Origin of the sequence: Escherichia sp. E4930 (assembly GCF_005845405.1) — a bacterium.
In the GTDB taxonomy this organism is placed as follows: domain Bacteria; phylum Pseudomonadota; class Gammaproteobacteria; order Enterobacterales; family Enterobacteriaceae; genus Escherichia.
In genome coordinates, this window is record NZ_VCDZ01000007.1 from 190,213 (window position 1) to 214,905 (window position 24,693).

Consider the following 24,693-nt stretch of genomic DNA (forward strand, 5'->3'; position numbering starts at 1 on the left):
AATTATCCCCGAATATCATTTATAAATTGACGTAACACGTTCTCTTTATCGAGCGTGCGTTCGGCATATTCACGTGCCACCGTGTTGTGTTTGGGCAGCAGAAGCGCCTGACGGATCCCCGCCACCAGCGCCTCGACCGATTCCGGTTCTACGCAAACCGCAATTCCCGGAAAGGTTTCGCAAAGCTGCCCCAGTTCTGTGTGGGCTTCCGCGGTAATCACCGCGTTACCGCCTACCGCCAGAATATTGGTCAGTTTCGACGGCAATACGGCATCTGCCGCGCCACGTTTTTGCACCACCAGATGGCAATCGCCCATCTTCAGCAGTGCGGGTAAAGCGTCATACGATTGCAGCGGGAAAAATTGCATGTTGCGCAGACCACGCTGTTGCGCCATTTTTTCCAGCCGCGCTTTGCCGCCGCCCTGCCCGACAATGGCAAAAATCAGCGGTTCATCGCGCAGGCGATCGGCAGCTTCAATAACGTTTTCCAGCCCCTGCTTTTCACCAATATTGCCGGAGTAAAGAATGATTTTTTTGTTATCCGGCAGGCCAAGCTGGTTACGAAGGGCGTCAACATCGGTGTCTGCAACATGTTGAAAACGGGCAATTTCCGACCAGTTGGGGAAGAAGATGACATTTTCCGCCGCCACGCCTTTTTCGATGGCTTTATTCATCATCGAACGCGAAATCGTGGAGACGTTATCGACGTTATGCAGTCCGCTACGTTCGAACGCCGTTGCCAGCTGTGCCACTTTGCCGCCTTTACCTTTTCCGGCAAGGCCCAGCCCCAGCATGGCGTCCACTTCGTAATCCTGAATATGCAGCACGGTACGCGCACCAGAGAGTTTCGCCAGCAGGCGCATTCCCGGCGTGCAAAACAGCGTTGGCACCACGCCAATAATGCGATCCGGCTTCCAGCGACGTTGCGCCATCAGCGGAAAGAAACTGCTGACGGCAAAACTGCCGAGATGCAACAGGCGTTTCAGGGTGCTCGGCTGTTTTGGCACGTACAGCGGGCAGCGCCACACCGTAGCGGCTCCCTCTTCTCGTTTGTACCGCCAGGCGGAATAGTTCTCGCCCACCTGCCACTGCGGGTAGTAAGGCGGTGCGGTAATAACCCGCACCTCATGACCTTGCGCCGCCAGCCATTCCACCATCTCGCCGGTGTATTTGCCGATGCCGGTTAACTCCGGCGAGTAGTTAATGCCGTAGACCAGTATTTTCATAATCCGGGTACTCCGGCACGCTTCTCAGCGAGAAAATAGGCGCGGCTGTTAGCGTGAACATTGTCACTGGCGAGCAGCGCGTCCGGCGTCAGCCAGCGGTAATCGTCATGCTGCTCATCCGGCAGTAACAGATCTTCTTCAGCGACTCTGAAGCGAAAACCGAGCACCACATAGTGAGTGGTGAAATCCGTGCCGGAGAAGTTATCGTCATAAAAGTGCTGCCAGACACCGTAAAACTGGCCTGCTGTTATCGGCAGACGCAGCCCCAGTTCCGCCATCGTCAGCCGCTCAAATGCGGCCTCCAGCGTTTCGTCTTTCCGCACGCGCCCTCCCGGCACAAACCAGTGACCCTGCGCCGGGCGGTTGGTTCTTTTGCCAAGCAGAAACTCGCCGCGACTGTTCTCGACAATAAAGTCGAGAGAGACAAGCGGTGTGGAGCGCACTACCGTGGCAAAGTCTTCCTGACGTAAAAACATCATTACCCCCGAAAGCGGTCTTGATTCTCAAGGAACCACTGGTAAGTGCTGGCAAGCCCCGCTTCCAGTGAGATTTCGTGATACCAGCCAAGCTGATGCAGGCGCGTCACATCCAGCAGTTTGCGCGGCGTGCCATCCGGTTTGCTGGCATCAAAAACTACCCGACCTTTGTAACCCACCACTTTGGCGATGGTTTGCGCCAGCTCGCGGATAGTGCAGTCAACGCCCGTGCCGACGTTAATGTGCGACAGCATCGGCTGGGTGTTCTCCAGCCAGACTTCATGCGCCAGCTCCATGACATGAATGCTCGCCGCCGCCATATCATCGACGTGCAGGAATTCACGCATCGGTGTACCGCTGCCCCATACCACCACGTCCGGTGCATTCTGTGCCGTCGCCTCGTGGAAGCGACGCAACAATGCAGGGATCACATGCGAGTTACTCGGGTGGAAGTTGTCGTGCGGCCCGTACAGGTTGGTCGGCATAACTGAACGGTAATCTCGTCCGTACTGGCGATTGTAAGATTCGCACAGTTTGATCCCGGCGATTTTGGCAATGGCGTAAGGCTCGTTGGTCGGCTCCAGCGTACCCTGCAATAACTCGCTTTCTGCCATCGGCTGTTTTGCCAGTTTCGGGTAGATACAGGACGATCCAAGAAACAGCAGTTTGTTCACGTCGTTCTGATGCGCGGCGTGAATGATGTTGCTCTCAATCATCATGTTCTGGTAGATGAAATCCGCCGGATACGTGTTGTTGGCGACAATGCCGCCCACTTTCGCCGCCGCCAGATAGACCTGGTCAATGCTTTCGCTGGCAAAGAAATCATGCACCGCGCGGCTGTCCAGCAGGTTCAGCTCGTCGCGGGTGCGTAATACCAGTTCCACATCACCGCGCTGTTCGAGCTGTCGCTTGATGGCGGAACCGACCATCCCGCGATGGCCAGCGATAAAAATGCGTTGTTTACTCATGCTTATGACTCCAGCGCGATCGCCACGTCGTAGCCGTGAGATTTCAGCAGAGAGTGTTTTTTCGCCGCTTCGAGGTCATTAGCCACCATTTCAGACACCATCTCTCTGAGGGTGATTTCCGGTTTCCAGCCCAGTTTTTCGTGCGCTTTGGTCGGGTCGCCGAGCAGCGTTTCAACTTCAGCCGGACGGAAGTAACGCGGGTCAACGGCGATAATCACATCGCCCGGTTTAACGCCCGGCGCGTCATGCCCGGTGACGGAAACCACAATGCCCTTCTCTTCAACGCCCGTGCCTTCAAAGCGCAGTTTGATGCCCAGCTGTGCTGCCGCCATTTCCACGAACTGACGCACGGAGTACTGAACGCCGGTAGCAATAACGAAATCTTCTGGTTGTTCCTGTTGCAGCATCATCCACTGCATTTTTACGTAGTCTTTGGCATGGCCCCAGTCACGCAGGGAATCCATATTGCCGAGGTACAGGCACGACTCCAGCCCCTGGGCGATGTTGGCGATTGCGCGGGTGATTTTGCGGGTAACGAAGGTTTCGCCGCGGCGCGGGGATTCATGGTTAAAGAGAATACCGTTACAGGCGTACATGCCGTAGGATTCGCGGTAGTTAACGGTGATCCAGTAGGCGTACAGTTTGGCGACCGCATACGGAGATCGCGGGTAGAACGGCGTGGTTTCTTTCTGCGGAATTTCCTGCACCAGACCGTACAGTTCAGAGGTGGAAGCCTGATAAAAACGGGTTTTCTTTTCCAGACCGAGGAAGCGGATCGCCTCCAGCAGGCGCAGCGTACCCATCGCATCAACGTCTGCGGTATATTCCGGTGACTCAAAAGAAACCGCAACGTGGCTCATTGCGCCCAGGTTGTACACTTCATCCGGCTGCACTTCACGCAAAATGCGCGTCAGGTTGGAGGTATCACTCAGGTCGCCATAATGCAGATGGAATTTCGGGTTGCAGGTGTGCGGATCCTGATAAATGTGATCCACGCGCTCGGTGTTGAATGACGATGCGCGACGCTTAATACCATGCACCTCGTAACCTTTTTCCAGCAGCAGTTCTGCCAGGTAAGAACCGTCTTGTCCGGTTACACCGGTGATGAGAGCGACTTTTGACATGTCTTATTCCTCTGTATTTTTTGAATTTATTCAGTTTCAACGCGTTCGCGTATCACCACTGCGGGATTCCCCCGGCAAATGGCATTTGCCGGAAGCGATTTAAAAACACTGCTTCGCGCACCCACGACGGTGCCGTCGCCGATCGTGACGCCAGGGGCAACAAAGACATCGGTTGCCAGCCAGCATTTCTCGCCAATCACAATGGGCGTGGCGTTAATGGTGAAATGTTGACTTGCATGGTCGTGGCTCCCGGTGCATAAATAACTTTTTTGCGATATCACCGAATGTGCGCCAATGGTTATTTCACCGAGGGTATATAAATTGACCTCATCGCCGACCCACGCGTAATCACCTAAGGTTAATTTCCACGGATAGGTAATTTTTACTGACGGACGAATAACTACGTTTTTTCCTATTTTTGCGCCGAATAAACGTAATAAAAATGCCCGCCAGCGATACAATACTTGTGGCGACCAGGCAAATATTGTTGCCTGTACTGCCCACCACAATTGCACTTTAATAGCGTTGCCACCCCGGAATCCTTTCGGCACCGAGAAACCGCTTAAATCTTGCATCGTTTCCCCTTATATTCAGCTTTTGTTATATAAGGCTTTCGTCTTTGAGGTAGTACGTTGGCGTAAATGCCAGGATAATTCAGCCCAAAAGCCAGGCACGTGCAATATTTGCCGTTGGACTTTTTTAGCGTCAGCACACAATTCCATATTATTGGTGGTAGATACCCCACCCATAGAAAATTCAGACACCAGGCCATTGAGTTTTTTAAATGCATAACCGGCTTTGTACATTTTGGCCGCCAGCGCGTAATCGGAAGAAACTTTATATTCCAGATCATAACGCCATTTCTTCAAGCCGGACACCGGGAAAAATATCGCCTGATGACTGGCGGGCAGACTGTGGTAAATATACCAACCCGGTTTGGCGCTACGTTTAATTTTATGCCCGTCGCCAAAATCCAGCAGCGCATCGCCGGTGATCATCATGTTATCTTTTTGCATTTTTAACTTACGGACAAAATTTGCGGCATCCTGATGAAAAATATCGCCCGAGTTGAGAAACAGCGCGAACTTGCCTTGCGCCATTTCAATACCTTTGTTCATGGCGTCGTAGATACCGTTATCTGGCTCACTGACAAAGCGTAGGTTATAGATACCATTGAGATTTTCCAGGTACTCACGGGTGCCGTCGTTGGAACCACCATCGACAACAATCCATTCGAAGCTGATATCGTCCGCCTGCGCCAGATGCGCCAGCGAGGCATAGGTTTTAGCAATCCCTTCAAGGTTACGAAATGCGACAGTGATTATGCTAAGCAACATGTTCTTATTCTTACCTCGTAATATTTAACGCTTTTCGTAAAATAAACGGACAGACGATTAAAAATGCATATTCCGGGCTAAATATCGAACCGGTAAAAAACAGCGATACCGGAGTGAAAAGATATAATTGCACGCGAAAATTGCGGTTATCACCAAAAGCGTTGATCATCATTTTTATCACTTTCCCCATGTACCACAGCGATAAAAACACTGCGAACCAGGAAAAATAAATAATCAGCAGATACAAACCATTGTCTATGGTTTTTCCGACATCCGCACCGTTAAATATTCCGAATGATGCGACATATTCATAAAGTGAGCCAAATCTGACTACACCGTCAATATGGGTCAAAGAATAACCGACCATCACCAGCGGACCGACAATACGATAATATGATGACGATCCTTCTGTACCTAAATCGCCCAGACGGGTGGAAATATAAGGAAACGCGATTACCACACCAACCAGGAATACAGCCAGAGAAATCAATGCTAACGGTAACTTTTTCTTAATCGCCTCTTTATTCAGATATTGAAATGCCCACTCCAGCAAATAAAACAGGATAAAGGTCATAACCCCTGAAAACGATCCGGATAATATTATTCCTGCGAGAATCATAGCATCGGTTTTAGGCGTTTTGATACCAAACTGTTTGATGCTGAGCCAAATTGAGATTAATGCCAGAGCGAAAAATGCCGGTTCGAAATAAAGTGCTGTCGTGCGCTTGCCACCGAATTTTATGAAATTCAGTACATAGCTGTTGCTGTAAATCAGATATTTCGAAATCGACTCCATAATACTGCTGCCGCCGGTGAGGATAATTTGCGCCATCTCCACCGCCGCCAGCGCCACCACCAGCCCGACCACCAGATAAAAGAAACGTAATATCTTGCGATGGTTGTGTGGCGAAATTGTTTTAAAACGAATACTCCACACCATGCCAATAATGATCACAATATAGACAAACAGCATAGTTGAAGTGACGTATTTACTGGCATCCAACGACTGACCAAACAGGTAGTTAAACGCCGTGAGTCCCGCACCAATCCCCAGGGCAATCATCAATTTTTTAACGCTGATGCGCTCTAAAAACAGCAGTAACAAGACAGGTAAAAAAGTGACGATGGTGATGGGGAAACTTTCGCCAAGCTGGGCGATTTTGACGTTAACCAGCAGGTAAATAAGCGGCAGCAGCAGGTAGCTACAGATTCTGATAGAAGTTGACATACTCCTCCAGCATCTGTTGTCCACTGTAGGCGGCGCGGCTGCGTTGGCTGAACTCAGCCAACGTGGTACCAAATATCGCCTGCGCGATTTCCGGTTTGCTTAACTGCACCAGTTGCAGCACGTCTTCTTCGCTGACGGTTTTACCGCCGGATTTTTGCAACACTTCCCGCGCCGCATCGCTATGGGTGGCGATCACCGGCACACCAATCGATAGCGCCTCACACAAAATAAGTGGGTAGTTATCGACGCGAGAACTGAATACCAGCGCATCCATCTGATTGAGCGCGCTCATTAACTTACGTTTGTCAGTTTCAAAGCCGTGATTAACCACGTTGCCAGCGGTGAACGGCGAGAACTTACCAAAGGTATGCAGTTCGATTTTGTCGCCCAGCGCCATCATCTCGCGCACCAGTTGCTGGTTAGTTTTGCCGTCGTAACGCAGGTCATGCGCCACCACCGCGATTTTCGGCTTGCCCTGGGTTTCGCGCACCGGAGGCAGATCCGCCAGAATCGCTTCGGTTGCCATATCAATGCCATTATTGATAATCCGGCAACGCCCTGGCCCGTACAGGCTATTGAAAGCGTCAGCCACATGCTGGCTGGGGGAAATAAACTGACAGCCCAGCGCCAGCATCTCGCGAAATAACTGGCGTTTGCCCGCCACCAACTGGTGTGCGCGATCAATCTTCACCGGCGGATAGTTATTTAAGGTCGGGCATTTCTGGCAGCCCGTTTTCCAGCCTTCGCAACCGTCGGTAAAAGCGCAGCGTCCGGTAACGCTCCAGTGGTCGTGCAGAGTCCAGACCAGCGTGACGTCCGGTTTGTGGTTTTTCACCTTTTCGCAAAAGCGCACCACGCTGTTAAGATTCAACCAGTAGCTGTGCAGCACATGAAAATGCAACACCACCGGACCCGCTGTGCGAGTAATGGTGCGATATAACTCATTGAAATTGCCAAACAGATCGCGATTAAACAGACGAAACAGGGCAATGTTCGCCATCGCGGTCATCCGCGGCGTATGTTTGATGACCTGCGGATAGTTTTGATGGCTGACGCTCTCTTTGCCGCCTTTGCCGTAGCCGTAGACAAAATGTGACGCCAGCCCCTGTTGCAGCGCACGCTGGTGGAGATCTAACGCCACACCTGCCGCTCCGCCTTCCGCCAGTCGCACATTAAATTGCAGAATATTCATTTAATTACCTTCACTCGCGCTTTTTCTCCCACCACCAGCGCGTTGTCCGGGACAGAGTCGAGCACCACGCTGCCAGCGCCCACGGTGACGTTGTTACCAATCGTGATATCACCAAGAATAATGACGTTGGCACCGAGTTCGACGCCGTTGCCAATGTGTGGACATGCCATGTTATCGGCACCACGATTGCCGATAGTGACGCCGTGGCGAATGGTGAAATCATCCCCCGCCACCACGTTTTTATTGATCACTACGGCGTAACCGTGATGGATAGTAAAGCGGCGGCCAATGGTCGCGGCAGCCTGGATTTCATAACCGAAAAAGCATTCGGTGATAATGCGATACAGCACCAGCAGCGGGGCCGCCCAAAGATTGTTGAAAACGTTCTTTTTGCGCCACACCGAACAAAAATGAGCAACACGATAGGCAAGTACCATGCAGCACGGGCGTAAACTCCAGCTGTTGGCGCGCAGATCTTCCAGCATCTTTAGCGCCCCCGAATACCATCAGCCAGACGTTTGCCGTTACGCACCGACAGCAGCGTCAGCAAAGTGCGCCAGGTCATACGTTTATTGCGGATCTGGTAGAGGGTAAACAGCTGATATTTTTTGCTGGCGCGGTCGAATTTGTCTTTGTGCTTGCGGTAAAAGTGGAAGTATCCGGAGAATTTTTTCGGTGACGAGGTGATCTGCATTTCACCGTGATTGATATGCAGGATCTGCGTCGCTTCTTCCACTTTCCACGGTTCGCCATACTCCACCACCATCCGCAGGAAGATGTCGTAATCCTGTGCCGCTTTCAGTTCGGTATCGAACAAACACTCTTTGAAACGCCACGCCCAGGTAAAGACCTGATTGCCAATGATATTGCGTTTATAGAACAGGCGGCGTGAATACGGCGATTTGGGATACAGCGGCAAACTTGCTGGTTGGGAATAGACTTCGCCCTGGCAAACGTAGTCGTTAGCGTACAAAAAGGCGTGTGTGACCAGTTGCTGTTTATGGGCGAGGAAGACGCTCAGACGGTTGGGGGTCCATTCATCATCATCATCGATCCCGGTGATGTATTCCCCTTGCGCCAGCATAATCGCCTGGTTACGTACCGCGCACGCCCCGCTGTTAATATCGTTGTGGATGTAAGTGATACGCGGATCGTTGAGGACGGTGACGTACTGTTGCAGTTGTTCCCAGGAGGTGGAGCAATCATCCACGATGATCATCTCCCAGTTGCTGTAGTCCTGCCGCAGGACCGATTTTATCGCCCGAATCGCCAGTTGTTGGCGGTTCCAGGTTGGCATATAGATTGAGATCAGCGGATTATCTTTCATAGGTTGTTCTCCCGGCTTATGAGCTGGTTTGCTTGCCGGATGCGGCGTGAACGCCTTATCCGGCCTACGGGCGGTGCGAATACAAGCGTCGTTATTTCGCATCCGACTTATATTCGTATTCGTAATAGCCATAATCCTGATACGCGCTGGCGCGGCGGAAGATGGAGTTCAGAATCACCCCTTTCACCGGAATACCGTTTTGCTCAAAGCGGCTCAGACTGGTTTCCACTTCTTTCAATGTGTTGACCGCATAACGCGCCACCATTAACGTGGTTCCAGCGTGACGCCCGACAATTGCTGCATCGGTCACTGCCAGAATCGGCGGCGTATCAATCAACACCAGGTCGTAGTTTTTACTCGCCCAGTTCACCAATTCGGCAAAGCGTTCGCTCATCAACAGTTCAGAAGGATTTGGCGGCACCTGACCGCGCGGGATCAGGTCAAATTTGGCAATAGAGGTCGGTTTAGCAGCGGTAGTAATATCGCCCTGACCAATCAGAATTTCCGACAGGCCATTAACGTTATTAGTGCCCAACAGCTCGTGGGTGTAGCCTTTGCGCATATCGCAGTCTATCAACAACACCCGTTTATTGGTCTGGCTGATCACCGCCGCCAGGTTGGCGCAGACAAAGGTTTTACCGATTGACGGGCTAACCCCGGTCATCATCAACACATTGTTCTGCGCCTGCATCATCGCGAAGTGCAAACTGGTACGCAGACTACGGATGGCTTCAATCGCCAGATCGGTTGGATTCCCCACCGCCAGTAGCTGGCTCTGTTTATAGCGTTTAATCCCTTTGATGGTTTTGACGCTATCGCGCGCTTTCTGCCATTCCGACAGCGGGATGCTGGCATAGACGCTGATACCGTGCTCTTCCAGCACCTGCGGGCTTTCGATACCGCGATTAAACAACGAGCGCAGCAGTACACCCACGATAGAGAGCATCAGGCCAAGGATAATCGCGCCGAGGATAATCAGCCCTTTCTTCGGTTTCAGCACGCCAGGCTGGGTGATTGCCGGGTCAACAATGCGCACATCGCCGACGGTGCTGGCTTCGGTGATTTTCAGCTCCTGCTCTTTATTCAGCAGTTGCATATAGACCTGCTGACCAGACTCGACATCGCGGGTCAGGCGCACAATCTCCTGCTGAGTTTTCGGCATCGCCGTTACGCGACCATTAAGTTTGGCTTTTTCGTCTTCCAGCGCCTGACGTTTCTCCAGCAGCGTGCGGTACGCCGGATGAACTTTGGTGAACAGCTTGGAGATTTCCGCCTCTTTAAAGGTCAGTTCGTTCAGCTGCGCGTCGATGTTCACCATCGAATCGAGCACCGCTTTTGCTTCCAGCGGCAGATCAACAGAATCTTTATCCTGACGGAAGGCATTCAGTTTGTTTTCGGCGACATCGAGACGGCTACGTACTTCCGGTAACTGTTGCGCGAGGAAGGCGAGGCTTTTCGACGCTTCCGCCGATTTGCGCTCAATATTTTGTTCCTGATAGTTACGGGCGATGCTGTTAAGAATGTCGCGGATCTGTTCGCGATCTTCACCGGTATAAGTCAGGCTCAGTACGCCTGCGTCTTTGCCGTTCTCCGTTACCGTCAGGCTGTTTTGCAGTTGGTTGATCATCCCCAGCGTGGAGTATTTGGTGACGGTAAACTCACTGCCCGGGCTGGCGTGAATGGCTTCAACCATCAGCGTGACGCCTTCTTTTTTCAACATCTGGCCCGCTTGCCCACGGGCGCTAAAGCCGCCATCACTGCTCAGGGTGTAGTTTTTATCATCCAGCACATTAAGCGTAAACACCTGATCCGCCATCTCTTTCGGGCGGTTAAAGGTAGTCACTTTCACCGTCTCGTTCTGACGCCCCATCAGGCGATCCCAGCCCGCACCGAAAATCGGGAACGTGTTTTTGCTCACTGCAATATCGAGGTCGAGATCATCCACCGTTTTACCAAGCACCAGACGCGAACGAATCAACTGGATCTCGGCGTCCGATGCTGGCGGTTTATTGGCTAATGCCGAACCAATGTCCTGCACTAACGAATTGCCGCTGTTTTGCTCGATTTGTACCAGTGCGTCGGCGCTGTATATCGGCGTAGCGAAGAAGGTGTAAACCACGGCACAGAGGGCAAATACGGCGGTGATGCCAATCACCCACCAGCGCGCTTCAATGACGGTGCCGACCAGGCGACCAATATCGATTTCATCACTGCCCGTTACCGGAGCGGCATGTTGTTTTACTTTTTCTGTCATTCTTATACCTGCTCTGCGTTCAATGCCTGCGCCCACTGGCGGGCAGACCGTTCAAGTAATGTGTACACCGCTGCAAACGTTTCCCGGCTTTTGCGATACGGATCGGGGATTTCACATTCGTTATCCCAGTGACCAAACAGCATCACTTTGCCGCGCATCTCGGGTGCCATCTCGCATAAGCGTTCGATATGGCGCTTTTCCATGGTCAAAATCAGGTCATAGTTGCGACACAGGCGGCGGCTGATTTGTCGTGCACAGTGGCCTTCCAGAGACAGTTGATGTTCTGCGGCGACGCTGATAGCGGTAGGATCAGCGCCCTTACCGACCAGCGCGCCGAGTCCAGCGGACTCCACTTTTAGCTCCGGGTGATAACGTTGCAGTAAGCGTTCCGCCGTCGGGGAACGGCAAATATTGCCGACACAGACAACTAAGATGTTGTTAAACATGACGATTACCAGTTATGAATGTCGCTGGCTGTATCCGTCATGTAACGGACACCGCTAATAGTTGGCAGCAACTGATTGATCAGACGGTTCCAGCGGGAAACCGGGGCGGTGGTGACATACACCACGTCATAAGGTTGCAGGCGGAATTCTGTCGCCATCACCAGCGACGTGGCATCAGACATATCCAGCTGGTAGATATTGGCAATCTTGCCGTTACGCCCGCCCTCGCCTTTCAACGGACGAATGACAAAGATGCCGCTGGCGTTGGAGGTGGTCATGTCGATACCTTCAGCATTGCCCAGGGCTTCAGTCAGGGTCATGCCGCTAAAGTCCATTTTCAGGGTGCTCTGTTTCTTCACTTCACCCATCACAAATACTTTCAGATCGTCATTACGCGGCACGTAGAGAATATCGCCGGGGTAAAGCAGTCGGTTCTGATTGAGGTCGCCGTTTTGCATCAGCGCCTGCAAAGAAATGCGTTCTTCACGACCATTGTGTGTTAGCACCACGTTGCGCCAGTCAGCGGTGTCGGTCAGGCCACCTGCGGCGTTGATGGCGTCGAGAATGGTCAGTGGCACGTTGGTGATCGCCTGTTGACCGGATTTATTCACCTGACCGGAGATATAGGCCTTTTGTGAGCGGAAGGCGGCGATATTAACGTCCACCTGCGGGTCAGCGATGTACGTCGCTAAGCGCCCGGTAATATCACTGCGGATTTCAGCGAGCGTTTTTCCCACCACGTGAACCTTGCCGATATACGGGTAGAACATGGTGCCGTCAGGCTGTACCCAGTTGCCGGTGTCGCTGGAGCTGCGGTACTGACCGGCTGGCGTGGTGAGTTCCGGGTGATCCCAGACAGTGACATTAAGAACGTCGCCCGGCCCGACGCGATACTGGTAATTCGCGATCTCACTTTCCAGCGTCATATTGGGGCGCGCTACATTCGGGCGTGGGCGTAATTGGTCAATCAGGCGCGGGGTCAGCGGATAAACATTCACCATTTTGTCGAGATCGAAATCAGCGTCCTGCTGTTTGATGACGTCTTTCCCCATCGTCGACATATTGCTGCCCGGAAGTACTGTGCAACCGCTTATCAAGGTTACTGACACCAATAATGGCATCAATTTCATTTTGGATTTCATCATTGTTTATTTATCACTTTGGCAGAGTAATTATCCTGTGCACTATTAATAGCAATGTCGCCATGCACATTTACCTTGCAGTTAATTGAATAAAAATTTAACTGGCATCAGTCCTAAAAAAATTGATTTCATCCGCAGGCTATTGACAGAATAATTCAGACTGGTCTTTCAGGCATCCAGACACGCTACCGCCCCTGGCTTTTTAGCTAACAATACACTGATTTAGTTTAGATTTTCTAACTCTTTCATCATGCAGCCGTTTATGAAAAAGCGTTATTGCGTGAATTAATTTTCCAGATATAAGGCGGCATTATGGTATTTGAATATTGGCGTTCCAATAATGCAGGAGGAAGTGTTGCAGCTAACGGAATAGCAGGCAAGGTAACAATTCGGTAATTAGCTATTTTTAAGAATTATATTAAGTGTCATTCAATATGGTTTTTAGGAGTTTCTTTAGGTTGACAATAATTAATATGGCGTCTTCACATGCGATATTTCTTAAATAATATTTTATTATTATCACTTTTAATTCAGGGATAATGCGATGTTATAATCCTCAAATAATGTGAGATAAATAGTGCCGCAACATTGCATTTTTGCCCTGATTTATCCATGATCGAATTGTGACATTTGTCATACAACGAATAGGTTTTGTACTTACTATGGAATGGATTGCCGATCCGTCTATCTGGGCCGGGTTAATCACGCTGATTGTGATCGAACTGGTCCTCGGCATTGATAACCTGGTCTTTATTGCCATCCTCGCCGAAAAACTACCGCCGAAGCAGCGTGACCGCGCACGGGTTACCGGGCTGCTGCTGGCGATGTTAATGCGCCTGTTACTGCTGGCGTCAATCTCCTGGCTGGTCACCCTGACTCAACCACTGTTCAGCTTCCGCTCGTTTACCTTTAGCGCCCGCGACTTAATCATGCTGTTTGGTGGTTTCTTCCTGTTGTTCAAAGCCACGATGGAGCTGAACGAACGGCTGGAAGGGAAAGACAGCAATAATCCCACACAACGCAAAGGTGCGAAGTTCTGGGGGGTGGTGACACAAATTGTGGTACTGGACGCCATCTTCTCACTCGACTCGGTGATTACCGCCGTCGGGATGGTCGACCATTTACTGGTCATGATGGCCGCCGTGGTTATCGCTATCAGCCTGATGCTGATGGCAAGCAAGCCGTTAACCCAGTTCGTTAATAGCCACCCGACCATCGTTATTCTCTGCTTAAGCTTCCTGTTGATGATTGGCTTTAGCCTGGTGGCGGAAGGTTTCGGATTCGCCATTCCGAAGGGCTATCTGTACGCTGCCATTGGTTTCTCGGTGATGATCGAGGCGCTCAATCAGTTGGCTATCTTTAACCGGCGACGTTTTCTTTCCGCTAACCAGACGCTACGCCAGCGGACTACCGAAGCGGTAATGCGCCTGCTTAGCGGGCAAAAAGAAGATGCGGAACTGGACGCCGAAACCGCGTCCATGCTGGTGGATCATGGTAACCAGCAGATCTTTAATCCGCAGGAACGGCGGATGATTGAGCGGGTACTTAATCTTAACCAGCGTACCGTCAGCAGCATTATGACGTCGCGCCACGATATTGAGCATATCGATCTCAACGCGCCGGAAGACGAGATCCGCCAGTTACTGGAGCGAAATCAGCATACGCGGCTTGTCGTTACTGATGGCGATGACGCAGAAGATTTGCTCGGTGTTGTTCACGTTATCGACCTGCTACAACAGTCACTGCGCGGCGAACCGCTCAACCTGCGGGTGTTGATTCGCCAGCCGCTGGTGTTCCCGGAAACCTTGCCGTTGCTACCTGCCCTGGAGCAGTTCCGTAATGCCCGCACACACTTTGCTTTTGTGGTGGATGAGTTTGGCTCGGTGGAAGGGATTGTGACATTAAGTGACGTCACTGAAACCATTGCTGGTAACTTACCGAACGAAGTGGAAGAGATCGACGCCCGCCATGATATTCAGAAGAATGCGGACGGTTCCTGGACGGCGAATGGTCATATGCCGCTGGAAGATCTGGTGCAATATGTGCCGCTGCCGCTGGATGAAAAACGTGAATATCACACCATTGCCGGGCTGTTGATGGAATATTTGCAGCGTATTCCAAAACCTGGCGAAGAAGTTCAGGTGGGGGATTATTTGCTTAAAACGTTGCAGGTGGAAAGCCATCGCGTGCAGAAGGTGCAGATTATTCCGCTGCGTAAGGATGGCGAGATGGAGTACGAGGTGTGATGGCATCGGTCATTTTACCCGATGCTGCGTAACGCCTTATAACTTAAGCAATGAAGCATTGTCTGTGGTAAACGGACATCACAGCGGGGGTGTGGGTCCGGCTGTAAATCGCCGAATCGTTTCCTGTAGGCCGGGGCAGCCCACATGGATGTGGGCTGAGGGCGCGTTTTACAGGGATGTTACCTCGCGCCCGTACCCGATAGCCGAAAGGAATAAGATGAGGGAACCGCGCAGCGGCGATTTACCGCCGGGAGCCCGGGTTGCCAGGGTGGTGGCGATTGAGCCACCCTGGCACGTTCACCGACTTGAGCGTTCCATAGTAGCGAGGAACATAAAGTGAACGGAACAGCCTTCGATCTTACATATTCAGAATATAATGGTGCCGCCACGAAAGCCTGATGCGACGCTTTACGCGTCTTATCAGGCCTACAAATTATGTCATCTGGTAACTTACATCTTCTCCAGCAACTTCTTCACATCTTTGCCATTGCGGGAATCTTTATTCCGCTCGGCCCAGTCATTCAGGCGACGTTTCGCTTCGTCCTGTAAGTGTTTACGCAGTAACTGATCCACTTGCAGGCTGTAATTGAGTTGCTGCCAGTTGCCATAAACCCGCAGAGGAACCGGCGTTTCTTTGAGGAAATCAATCAGTTTGCTTTCCCCGTTCCAACCGCCAATCACACGAATGTCAAACTGGGTGTCGCAGGTTTGATCTGCCAGATTCAACGTGCCAGCCCCTGAAAGCGCCAGCACTGGCGATTGACCTTGCATGTCGTTTAACGTCACGACACCATCCTTCAACGTCAGATCGGTGGTAAAGCTATCAAGCCGCGTCACGTTATCGAAGCTTTCAGCGGCCTTCACATCACCGCCATTACGTTCTACCGCTTGTTGGATCATCTGCTGGAAGTTCATGCCTTCCATGCGCGTATCGGCCATTTCGACATGCGCCTGTCCTTGCCAGGTGTGGCGGAATGCGTTGGCATCAATGTCAGCACCAGAGAAATCCCCTGCCAGCGACATTTTCCCCGTTAGTGAGATGGGGTAGTTGAAGGCATTCAGGATGGTGCCAATCTCGACATTTTCCAGCCGGGGATGGAAGACTATCCGTGGATGTGAGGCTGTTGCATCCAGCGTACCCGGTAACGACACGACACCGTCGTTAAGTTTGCCCTGCAACTGGATAATCTCCAGCAGCCCCGCCTTGTTGGTCATTTGCGCAGTGACATCGGCAAAATCCATTCCACGCCAGCGCACATTATTGGCCTGCAACAAAATATCTGCCGCAAAGCCTTTCAGCCCCTGATACGCAGGTTCATCAACGCGTGAGGAAATTACCGGACGTGGCAGCGTCGGTTGGCTTTGCCCCTGTTGAGCAACACCATTTTGCTTAGTCATCACCTCATTCATCGGCAGCAAATTATCCAGATTCAACTGGGCAAATTGCAGTCTGAGCAGCCATTCTGGCTTCTCAAGCAGCGCTACCTGCGCCTGACCGGTCAGATTACTGTCGTTAGCGGTTAAATTGATTTGTTCAAAGGAGAGACGTTTTTGCGCTTCCTGCCACTGAGTCCTGAACTGACCGTGGCCCTGAATCCCCTGCTTCGGAAGATCAGCGCCCTGCAGTTGCCAGTCAATCTGTTGAATATCTGCCGTTAAATCATGCGGGTAATCAGAAGCATCAACAGTCCCCTTGAGCGCTAACGTGAGATCGCGTTGGTCGCGATTTACCCGACCAGAGAATTCAAACGAACCGCGATGTTGTGGGTCCTGCTCCATTTGCAGGCGGATATCACGTACCGTAACCTGTTCGTCATTTTCATGCTGGAACACCAACACGCTGTCACTGACTCGCAGACTGGCGATATCGAACGACCAGCCGCGATCTTCCGCATCATCAGGTAACGTATTGTCTTTCGGGGTTATTGGGGCGTCTTCACTGCGCACTGCTTCTGTTTCCGGCGTCAGTTGAATGACTGCCCCTTTGAGCATGACTTGCTTAACGCTGAGTTGATGACTCAATAAAGGCCACAAGGCCACATCAAGGCGCATATTATCGGCACGTACCAGCGGTTGGCTGGCCCCGTTGGCCGTTAATATCATGCGACCAGAGAGGATACTAAGCTGCGGCCAGACGTGCCAACGCAGTGGCCCGTCGAGCTGCAATTGATAACCGCTACGTGCAGCAACCTGCTTGACCATATAGTCACGGAAATCATTCGGATTCACCAGCAACACTAACGCAGATAACCCAGCCACCAGCACGACCAGGAGTATCATCAGCGTCGTCAGAAATCGTCTCATGGTATCCTCAATGGGCCTGAATTAGTCTTTATCGATACGGCTAGCGACTGCGCCCTGCTGGTTGCGATATTTCGCATCTTCACGGCGGTTATACGGACGCGCTGCCGGACCTGAAAGCGGCTCAAAGCTCAGCGCGCCAATCAGCATACCCGGACGCAGGGCCAGCGGCAGCTTACCGGAATTGTAGAACTCCAGCACAATACAGCCAGACCAGCCCGGATCGATACGGTGCGCAGTGACGTGCACCATAAGTCCCAGACGCGCCAGTGAGGAACGCCCATCCAGCCAGCCCACCAGATCGGCTGGCAACGTAACCGACTCCAGCGTCACCGCCAGCGCCAGTTCTCCCGGATGGAGATAAAATGCCTCGCCCTCGTCGAGCACGATTTCATCGCTCATCACCCGATCAAGCGCGGCGCTCACTTCATCTTTGGGACCGCTCAGATCGATAAACGCTGCCGTGTGACCACGGAAGGTACGAAACTTATTGCCCAGGCGCACATCTACCGTCGCGCCATTAATACGCTCCACCGGTGGACGTGGGTTGATCGACAAACGGCCTTCATCAAGCCAGGCTTCAATATCTCGGTCACACAGACGCATGGCATTTTCTCCTTTCGCGCATCACTCCCTTAACGCCAGTTACGTCAAGGGCATACCAGGTTATCACTGAACGGTACACAATTTACCAAGCTTATTCAAAGAACTGACTTATTTTCGCTTTCAATATATCGATCGCGATGCGGTTTTTACCGCCGCGCGGCACGATGATATCTGCATACTGTTTAGACGGTTCAATGAATTGCAGGAACATCGGGCGCACGGTTTTTTGATATTGCGCCATTACAGAATCCATCGAGCGACCACGCTCATTAACATCGCGCTTAATGCGGCGCATCAGGCAGATATCCAGTGGGGTATCCACAAAAATCGAGAAGTTCAGCTCGTCGCGCAGACGCGCATCCGTCAGCAGCAAAATGCCTTCGAGAATAATGACTTTCTTCGGTTCAACCTTCACCGTTTCTTTCATACGCGTATGTTCAACGTAGCTGTAAACCGGCAGGTCGATAGCCGAGCCGCGTTTCAGCGCCTGCAAATGTTGCAGCAGCAGGCTGTGATCCATCGCGCTGGGATGGTCATAATTAGTTTTAACCCGTTCTTCCATCGACAAATGGCTTTGATCTTTGTAGTAACAGTCTTCCGGAATAACGCCGATGTGTTCATCACCGACTTGTTCACGTAATTCACGATAAAGGGTACTGGCAATGAGACTCTTGCCGGAAGCCGATGCGCCTGCGATACCGATAATGACGCACTGATGAGACTGATCAGTCATAAATTTAGCGACCTGAATAACCTGGATGTTAGGAAGGGGGCGCCGAAGCGCCAAACGCGGCAATTATAGGGATTTCATCCGCGTGATACCAGTCGAATAGCGTTGCCTTGCTCTCAGAGTTAATTGTTGACGATCAATTCCCTGATGCAAATTTAATTGCTCAGTTATGACGCAAAGTGAAAAATGTTATGCATAGTTGCGCAAATTATCCGCCATTACGTCACTTTATGAGCAATTTGCATATAAAATGTAAAACTTTTGTACTAGCATAAACACAGATACCAATACTGACGGCCTGGCCATGCGGATAGAGCGGTAATGAGTAAACCATCACAGCGTGTTTTAATTACCTTGCCTCATCCTCTGCTTCACCTCGTCAGTTTAGGTTTAGTCTCGTTTATCTTTACCCTTTTCTCGCTTGAGCTTTCGCAATTTGGCACTCAGCTTGCGCCGCTATGGTTCCCCACTTCCATTATGATGGTGGCGTTTTACCGCCATGCCGGACGCATGTGGCCTGGTATTGCGTTAGCCTGCTCACTGGGAAACATAGCCGCATCCGTGCTGCTCTTTTCCACCAGTTCGCTCAATATGACCTGGACGGCTATCAACATTATTGAAGCCGTCGTGGGCGCAATGCTGCTGCGAAAATTATTACCGTGGTATAACCCGCTACAAAATCTGGCTGACTGGCTTCGTCTTGCATTTGGCAGCGCCATCGTTCCACCTCTGTTGGGAGGGGGGCTGGTTGTCCTGCTGACGCCCGGAGACGATCCTCTCAGGGCTTTTTTGATATGGGTACTTTCAGAATCCATCGGCGCCCTGGCGCTGGTACCGCTGGGCCTGTTGTTTAAACCGCATTATCTATTACGCCATCGTAACCCACGACTGTTGTTTGAAACGCTGCTGACGTTAGCGATCACATTGACATTAAGCTGGCTTTCGATGCTGTACCTGCCGTGGCCTTTTACTTTCATTATTGTGCTGCTGATGTGGAGTGCCGTGCGCCTGCCACGAATGGAAGCCTTTTTGATCTTCCTCACGACAGTGATGATGGTGTCGTTAATGATGGCTGCCGATCCCACTCTGCTTGCCACGCCGCGAGCGTACCTGATGAGCCATATGCCGTGGCTGCCATTTTTGCTGATCCTGCTGCCCGCCAACATCATGACAATGGTGATGTACGCCTTCCGCGCGGAACGTAAGCATATTTCCGAAAGCGAAACACGCTTTCGGAACGCCATGGAATATTCTGCTATCGGCATGGCGTTAGTGGGTACTGAGGGGCAATGGCTGCAAAGCAACAAAGCCCTGTGCCAGTTTCTCGGCTACAGCCAGGAAGAACTGCGTGCTCTCACCTTTCAACAGCTGACCTGGCCGGAAGACCTCAATAAAGATCTGCAACACATTGAGAAGTTGATTAGCGGTGAAATCAATACCTACTCAATGGAGAAACGCTACTACAACCGCCACGGCGACGTAGTTTGGGCGCTGCTTGCCGTCTCACTGGTGCGCCACACCGATGGCACGCCACTCTACTTCATTGCGCAGATAGAAGACATTAACGAGCTAAAACGCACCGAGCAGGTGAATAAGCAACTGATGGAACGCATCACGCTGGCTAACGAAGCGGGCGGGATTGGTATCTGGGAATGGGAGTTGAAGCCGGATATTTTCAGTTGGGATAAGCGGATGTTTGAACTTTACGAAATTTCCCCGCATATCAAACCAAACTGGCAGGTTTGGTATGACTGCGTGCTGCCGGAAGATCGAGAACACACCGAGAAAGTCATCCGCGATTCGCTGCAGGCTCGTTTGCCTTTTAAACTGGAATTTCGCATTACGGTAAAAGACGGTATTCGTCATATCCGCGCACTCGCCAATCGGGTTCTGAATAAAGAAGGTGAAGTCGAACGCCTGCTTGGCATCAATATGGATATGACTGAAGTAAAACAACTCAACGAGGCGCTGTTCCAGGAAAAAGAACGTCTGCATATCACCCTGGACTCTATCGGTGAAGCCGTGGTCTGTATTGATATGGCGATGAAAATCACCTTTATGAATCCAGTCGCGGAGAAAATGAGCGGCTGGAAGCAAGAAGAGGCGTTGGGCGTTCCGCTGCTGACGGTATTGCATCTTACAACTGGTGACACCGGGCCGTTAATTGAGAACATTTACAGTGCCGACACCTCACGTTCTGCTATTGAACAGGACGTGGTTCTCCACTGCCGTAGCGGTGGCAGCTATGACGTTCATTACAGTATTACGCCGTTAAGCACCCTGGATGGTAGTAGCATTGGTTCGGTGCTGGTGATTCAGGACGTCACCGAAGCACGCAAAATGCTACGCCAGCTTAGCTATAGCGCCTCTCACGATGCCCTGACGCATCTGGCGAACCGTGCAAGTTTTGAGAAACAACTGCGAATACTGCTGCAAACCGTTCACAGTACGCATCAGCAACATGCACTGGTATTTATCGATCTTGATCGCTTTAAAGCGGTAAATGACAGCGCCGGGCATGCGGCCGGCGATGCTTTGCTGCGCGAACTGTCTTCGTTGATGCTGAGTATGCTGCGCTCCAGCGATCTACTGGCACGACTTGGTGGTGATGAATTTGGTCTGTTACTGCCAGACTGTAATGTCGAAAGTGCCCGTTTTATCGCGACACGCATTATCAATGCGATTAATGATTATCACTTTATATGGGAAGGTCGGTTACATCGGGTAGGAGCAAGCGCCGGGATGACGTTAATAAACGACAGTAATCACCAGGCAGCAGAAGTTATGTCCCAGGCCGATATCGCCTGTTATGCTTCGAAAAATGGTGGTCGTGGTCAGGTCACTGTTTATGAACCGCAGCAGGCAACTGCACATAATGAACGGACAGTGATGTCGCTCGATGAACAGTGGCGGATGACTAAAGAGAATCCGCTTATGATGATTGCCCACGGCATCGCTTCGCCACGAATCACGGAAACGCGGAATTTGTGGTTGATTTCGCTTAAGCTCTGGAGCAGCAAAGGCGAGTTGATTGATGAACAGGCATTCCGCCGTAGCTTCAGCGATCCGGCACTCAGCCACGCGCTTGACCGCCGGGTATTACGTGAATTTTTCCAACAAACAGCAAAAGCGGTTGCCAATAAAGGTTTAAGCATCGCCCTCCCCCTTTCCGTTGCAGGGCTAGGCAGCGTCACTCTGGTAGACGAATTGCTTGAGCAACTGGAACAAAGTTCATTACCACCACGGTTGTTCCATTTGGTAATTCCGGCAGAAGCGATTTTCGACCACGGGCTGGCTGTACAAAAACTGCGGCTGGCCGGCTGCCGGATCGTACTCAGCCAGGTAGGGCGCGACCTGCAAATATTCAATACGCTCAAAGCAAATATGACGGATTATCTACTGCTTGACGCCGAGTTATGCGCCAGCGTACAGGGCAATTTAATGGATGAGATGCTGATTTCGATTATTCAGGGGCATGCCCAGCGGTTGGGTGTGAAAACCATCGCTGGGCCAGTAGCGTTGCCATTGGTATTGGATACGCTTTCTGACATTGGTGTTGATCTGATTTATGGCGATGTGATCGCCGAGGGCCAGCCTCTGGATTTGCTGGTTAATAGCAGTTATTTCGCGATTAATTGAGGGAGCGTTTCCCCATCGCCTGATACGACGCTAACGCGTTTTATCAGGCCTACAAATCGCTCATTCCCCAGGACAGATAAGGCGCTCGCGCCGCATCCGGCGACCAGCGTCATACTTCGTCTGGTTGCCAGCCTTCCGTATACCAGATATGCAACAACGCATAAGAACGCCAGGGCTTCCAGCGCTCGGCATAACGGCGGATTTGTGCCGGTGTCATTCCCGGAAATCGCTGTTTAATCAGATAATCATCCGGCAGGAAAACATCTTTCGCCTGCCAGCCACGCAAAGCGAAATAATTCGCCGTCCAGCGCCCGATACCCGGAAAAGTTTGCAGCGTTTTCATCGCCTGCTCCACATCGCCCGGTATTGTCATTGGTAAGGAACCATCCAGTGCTGCATTGGCTAAATGAATCAGCGCCTCTGCCCGTTTCAACGGCATGCCTAACGCTTTTAATGCCTGCGGATCGGCTGCTGCCAGCCGCTGAGGTGTGGGGAAGCAGACATAATCCGGAAAATCATCCAGCCGTTCGCCATAAAGCTGCGCCACTTTGGCGGTCAATTTTGCCGCCATCGCCACGCTCACCAGTTGGCCTAAAATCGCCCGCACGCCCTGTTCAAAAGCATCTACGCTGCCAGGTAAACGCAATCCAGGCCGCGCCGCGCCTAACTCGCCCAACGCCTCGTTAACAATCTGCGGGTTACATTGCAGATCAAATAAGCGGCTCATTTTCGCCAGGCACTCAGCGGCAACGGGTTCTAAACCTGCACTTAAATTTATGTGCAGAGTATGGCTGGCTATATCCGGAATAGCAGTCACCACACCGCGATATTCGCCCACCGCCAGACTACGGGCATAATAATCGTCAGCGACCGTTTCCACACCGCTCACCGCACGGGCGGCGAGAAATCCCAACATCCAGGACCAGTCATACGGCGGCTGCCAGTTCAGGGTATACATCGCATCTCCTTATTCATCCGCTTTCAGCATAAACGTTATTCAGACGTTACGCTTTGCTTTCATATTCCGGTTGTCGCGACGGCAACATTTCGCTAAAGTCACGCCCCTTCTTCACCGGCATGGGGATTATTTCGTGTTTATTGGTTTTGATTACGGTACAGCAAACTGTTCAGTGGCGGTCATGCGCGACGGTAAACCGCAATTACTGAAAATGGAAAACGACAGCACGTTGCTGCCTTCAATGCTTTGCGCGCCAACGCGTGAAGCGGTAAGCGAATGGCTGTACCGCCATCATGATGTTCCGGCAGACGACGATGAAACGCAGGCGCTGTTGCGTCGGGCGATTCGTTATAACCGCGAAGAAGATATCGATGTTACGGCGAAAAGCGTGCAGTTCGGTCTTTCCTCACTGGCACAGTACATTGATGATCCGGAAGAAGTGTGGTTTGTGAAATCACCAAAATCGTTCCTCGGTGCCAGCGGCTTAAAACCGCAGCAGGTAGCGCTGTTTGAGGATCTGGTCTGCGCAATGATGTTGCACATTCGCCAGCAGGCGCAGGCGCAGTTGCCAGAAGCGATTACCCAGGCGGTGATTGGTCGCCCGATCAACTTCCAGGGGCTGGGCGGCGATGAAGCAAACACCCAGGCGCAAGGGATTCTGGAACGCGCAGCGAAGCGTGCCGGGTTTAAGGATGTGGTATTCCAGTACGAGCCGGTAGCGGCTGGGCTGGATTACGAAGCCACCTTACAGGAAGAAAAACGGGTGCTGGTGGTGGATATCGGCGGTGGTACGACTGACTGTTCATTGCTGCTGATGGGACCGCAGTGGCGTTCGCGTCTCGATCGTGAAGCCAGCCTGCTGGGTCACAGTGGTTGCCGTATTGGCGGTAACGATCTGGATATCGCACTGGCGTTTAAAAACCTGATGCCGTTACTGGGCATGGGAGGCGAAACCGAAAAAGGCATCGCCCTGCCGATTCTGCCGTGGTGGAATGCGGTTGCCATCAACGACGTACCTGCGCAAAGTGATTTCTACAGTAGTGCCAACGGTCGCCTGCTTAACGATCTGGTACGCGATGCCCGCGAACCGGAAAAAGTGGCCCTGTTACAGAAAGTCTGGCGTCAGCGTTTAAGCTATCGACTGGTGCGCAGCGCAGAAGAGAGCAAAATTGCGCTTTCCAGCGCAGCGGAAACCCGCGCATCGCTGCCGTTTATCAGCGACGAACTGGCTACGCTGATTAGCCAGCAGGGTCTGGAAAGCGCCCTCAGCCAGCCACTGGCGCGGATTCTGGAACAGGTGCAACTGGCGCTGGATAACGCCCAGGAAAAACCGGATGTCATCTACCTGACCGGCGGTAGCGCCCGTTCGCCGCTGATTAAAAAGGCGCTGGCAGAACAGTTGCCGGGCATTCCAATTGCAGGCGGCGATGACTTTGGCTCCGTCACCGCCGGGCTGGCACGCTGGGCGGAAGTGGTGTTTCGTTAATTGAAAA

Annotated in this window: 20 protein-coding genes; 3 read left to right on the forward strand and 17 right to left on the reverse strand. The window is 51.8% G+C overall.

Translation table 11 applies throughout. The features are described from left to right. Positions 1-2 precede the first annotated feature (2 nt). The 13 genes from wcaI to wza all read right to left on the reverse strand — a co-directional run bounded on the left by wcaI (position 3) and on the right by wza (position 12,723). Complete coding sequence (gene wcaI, locus FFT88_RS11240; RefSeq protein ID WP_001543312.1) at positions 3-1,226, reverse strand: colanic acid biosynthesis fucosyltransferase WcaI; 1,224 nt, start codon at positions 1,224-1,226, stop codon at positions 3-5. Then, positions 1,223-1,702, reverse strand: coding sequence for a GDP-mannose mannosyl hydrolase (gmm, locus tag FFT88_RS11245; RefSeq protein WP_135405208.1), 480 nt, complete (start codon positions 1,700-1,702; stop codon positions 1,223-1,225). The genes wcaI and gmm overlap by 4 nt, the downstream gene beginning before the upstream one ends. A 2-nt stretch (positions 1,703-1,704) precedes the next feature. Then, positions 1,705-2,670: a GDP-L-fucose synthase gene (fcl, locus tag FFT88_RS11250; RefSeq protein WP_000043595.1), complete on the reverse strand. Its 966-nt coding sequence runs from the start codon at positions 2,668-2,670 to the stop codon at positions 1,705-1,707. 2 nt (positions 2,671-2,672) lie between these two features. After that, complete coding sequence (gene gmd / locus FFT88_RS11255; protein WP_000048207.1) at positions 2,673-3,794, reverse strand: GDP-mannose 4,6-dehydratase; 1,122 nt, start codon at positions 3,792-3,794, stop codon at positions 2,673-2,675. Between the two features lie 26 nt (positions 3,795-3,820). Then, on the reverse strand, positions 3,821-4,369 hold the full coding sequence (gene wcaF, locus FFT88_RS11260) for a colanic acid biosynthesis acetyltransferase WcaF (RefSeq protein ID WP_135404986.1): 549 nt from the start codon (positions 4,367-4,369) through the stop codon (positions 3,821-3,823). A 15-nt stretch (positions 4,370-4,384) separates the two neighbouring features. Then, positions 4,385-5,131, reverse strand: coding sequence for a colanic acid biosynthesis glycosyltransferase WcaE (gene wcaE / locus FFT88_RS11265; RefSeq protein ID WP_135404983.1), 747 nt, complete (start codon positions 5,129-5,131; stop codon positions 4,385-4,387). A gap of 10 nt (positions 5,132-5,141) precedes the next feature. Further along, positions 5,142-6,359, reverse strand: coding sequence for a colanic acid polymerase WcaD (wcaD, locus tag FFT88_RS11270; protein ID WP_000107816.1), 1,218 nt, complete (start codon positions 6,357-6,359; stop codon positions 5,142-5,144). Then, a complete protein-coding gene (gene wcaC, locus FFT88_RS11275) occupies positions 6,334-7,551 on the reverse strand; it encodes a colanic acid biosynthesis glycosyltransferase WcaC (RefSeq protein ID WP_135404981.1) in 1,218 nt (405 codons plus the stop codon). The genes wcaD and wcaC overlap by 26 nt, the downstream gene beginning before the upstream one ends. After that, positions 7,548-8,036, reverse strand: coding sequence for a colanic acid biosynthesis acetyltransferase WcaB (gene wcaB / locus FFT88_RS11280; RefSeq protein ID WP_135404978.1), 489 nt, complete (start codon positions 8,034-8,036; stop codon positions 7,548-7,550). Before wcaB ends, wcaC begins: the two co-directional genes overlap by 4 nt. Positions 8,037-8,038: 2 nt before the next feature. Continuing rightward, positions 8,039-8,878 carry a colanic acid biosynthesis glycosyltransferase WcaA gene (gene wcaA / locus FFT88_RS11285; protein WP_000654515.1) on the reverse strand — a complete coding sequence of 280 codons (840 nt, stop codon included), beginning with the start codon at positions 8,876-8,878 and terminating at the stop codon, positions 8,039-8,041. 91 nt (positions 8,879-8,969) lie between these two features. Beyond that, positions 8,970-11,132 carry a tyrosine-protein kinase Wzc gene (wzc, locus tag FFT88_RS11290; RefSeq protein ID WP_135404976.1) on the reverse strand — a complete coding sequence of 721 codons (2,163 nt, stop codon included), beginning with the start codon at positions 11,130-11,132 and terminating at the stop codon, positions 8,970-8,972. A gap of 2 nt (positions 11,133-11,134) precedes the next feature. After that, on the reverse strand, positions 11,135-11,578 hold the full coding sequence (gene wzb, locus FFT88_RS11295) for a low molecular weight protein-tyrosine-phosphatase Wzb (RefSeq protein WP_000482901.1): 444 nt from the start codon (positions 11,576-11,578) through the stop codon (positions 11,135-11,137). 5 nt (positions 11,579-11,583) lie between these two features. Then, entirely contained in the window at positions 11,584-12,723 is a 1,140-nt protein-coding gene (wza, locus tag FFT88_RS11300) for a polysaccharide export protein Wza (RefSeq protein ID WP_000978094.1), read from the reverse strand. A gap of 659 nt (positions 12,724-13,382) precedes the next feature. Here wza and FFT88_RS11305 point away from each other — a divergent pair. Further along, positions 13,383-14,966 carry a TerC family protein gene (locus tag FFT88_RS11305; RefSeq protein WP_135405205.1) on the forward strand — a complete coding sequence of 528 codons (1,584 nt, stop codon included), beginning with the start codon at positions 13,383-13,385 and terminating at the stop codon, positions 14,964-14,966. Positions 14,967-15,416: 450 nt separating this feature from the next. Here the strand turns inward: FFT88_RS11305 and asmA are convergent, their stop codons facing one another. From asmA to udk, 3 genes are all read right to left on the reverse strand, one after another. Further along, positions 15,417-17,270 carry an outer membrane assembly protein AsmA gene (asmA, locus tag FFT88_RS11310; RefSeq protein WP_135404973.1) on the reverse strand — a complete coding sequence of 618 codons (1,854 nt, stop codon included), beginning with the start codon at positions 17,268-17,270 and terminating at the stop codon, positions 15,417-15,419. A 21-nt stretch (positions 17,271-17,291) separates the two neighbouring features. Next, positions 17,292-17,873: a dCTP deaminase gene (gene dcd, locus FFT88_RS11315; protein ID WP_001234767.1), complete on the reverse strand. Its 582-nt coding sequence runs from the start codon at positions 17,871-17,873 to the stop codon at positions 17,292-17,294. Positions 17,874-17,964: 91 nt separating this feature from the next. Further along, positions 17,965-18,606, reverse strand: coding sequence for a uridine kinase (udk, locus tag FFT88_RS11320; RefSeq protein WP_064529458.1), 642 nt, complete (start codon positions 18,604-18,606; stop codon positions 17,965-17,967). A gap of 318 nt (positions 18,607-18,924) precedes the next feature. On the opposite strand from udk, the gene FFT88_RS11325 reads away from it, so the two are divergent. Next, complete coding sequence (locus tag FFT88_RS11325) at positions 18,925-22,242, forward strand: diguanylate cyclase (protein ID WP_135404971.1); 3,318 nt, start codon at positions 18,925-18,927, stop codon at positions 22,240-22,242. Positions 22,243-22,351: 109 nt separating this feature from the next. Here the strand turns inward: FFT88_RS11325 and alkA are convergent, their stop codons facing one another. Next, positions 22,352-23,200 carry a DNA-3-methyladenine glycosylase 2 gene (gene alkA, locus FFT88_RS11330; RefSeq protein ID WP_135404969.1) on the reverse strand — a complete coding sequence of 283 codons (849 nt, stop codon included), beginning with the start codon at positions 23,198-23,200 and terminating at the stop codon, positions 22,352-22,354. Positions 23,201-23,333: 133 nt separating this feature from the next. On the opposite strand from alkA, the gene yegD reads away from it, so the two are divergent. Continuing rightward, entirely contained in the window at positions 23,334-24,686 is a 1,353-nt protein-coding gene (gene yegD, locus FFT88_RS11335) for a molecular chaperone (protein WP_135404966.1), read from the forward strand. Positions 24,687-24,693: the final 7 nt, after the last annotated feature.

Coding starts and splice junctions, on each gene's coding strand:
- udk (WP_064529458.1), bottom strand. CDS start 18,606: ATGACTGATCAGTCTCATCAGTGCGTCATTATCGGTATCGCAGGCGCA.
- wcaC (WP_135404981.1), bottom strand. CDS start 7,551: ATGAATATTCTGCAATTTAATGTGCGACTGGCGGAAGGCGGAGCGGCA.
- wcaF (WP_135404986.1), bottom strand. CDS start 4,369: ATGCAAGATTTAAGCGGTTTCTCGGTGCCGAAAGGATTCCGGGGTGGC.
- wza (WP_000978094.1), bottom strand. CDS start 12,723: ATGATGAAATCCAAAATGAAATTGATGCCATTATTGGTGTCAGTAACC.
- wzc (WP_135404976.1), bottom strand. CDS start 11,132: ATGACAGAAAAAGTAAAACAACATGCCGCTCCGGTAACGGGCAGTGAT.
- wcaI (WP_001543312.1), bottom strand. CDS start 1,226: ATGAAAATACTGGTCTACGGCATTAACTACTCGCCGGAGTTAACCGGC.
- wcaA (WP_000654515.1), bottom strand. CDS start 8,878: ATGAAAGATAATCCGCTGATCTCAATCTATATGCCAACCTGGAACCGC.
- FFT88_RS11305 (WP_135405205.1), top strand. CDS start 13,383: ATGGAATGGATTGCCGATCCGTCTATCTGGGCCGGGTTAATCACGCTG.
- wzb (WP_000482901.1), bottom strand. CDS start 11,578: ATGTTTAACAACATCTTAGTTGTCTGTGTCGGCAATATTTGCCGTTCC.
- gmm (WP_135405208.1), bottom strand. CDS start 1,702: ATGTTTTTACGTCAGGAAGACTTTGCCACGGTAGTGCGCTCCACACCG.
- gmd (WP_000048207.1), bottom strand. CDS start 3,794: ATGTCAAAAGTCGCTCTCATCACCGGTGTAACCGGACAAGACGGTTCT.
- asmA (WP_135404973.1), bottom strand. CDS start 17,270: ATGAGACGATTTCTGACGACGCTGATGATACTCCTGGTCGTGCTGGTG.
- dcd (WP_001234767.1), bottom strand. CDS start 17,873: ATGCGTCTGTGTGACCGAGATATTGAAGCCTGGCTTGATGAAGGCCGT.
- wcaB (WP_135404978.1), bottom strand. CDS start 8,036: ATGCTGGAAGATCTGCGCGCCAACAGCTGGAGTTTACGCCCGTGCTGC.
- fcl (WP_000043595.1), bottom strand. CDS start 2,670: ATGAGTAAACAACGCATTTTTATCGCTGGCCATCGCGGGATGGTCGGT.
- FFT88_RS11325 (WP_135404971.1), top strand. CDS start 18,925: ATGAGTAAACCATCACAGCGTGTTTTAATTACCTTGCCTCATCCTCTG.
- alkA (WP_135404969.1), bottom strand. CDS start 23,200: ATGTATACCCTGAACTGGCAGCCGCCGTATGACTGGTCCTGGATGTTG.
- wcaD (WP_000107816.1), bottom strand. CDS start 6,359: ATGTCAACTTCTATCAGAATCTGTAGCTACCTGCTGCTGCCGCTTATT.
- wcaE (WP_135404983.1), bottom strand. CDS start 5,131: ATGTTGCTTAGCATAATCACTGTCGCATTTCGTAACCTTGAAGGGATT.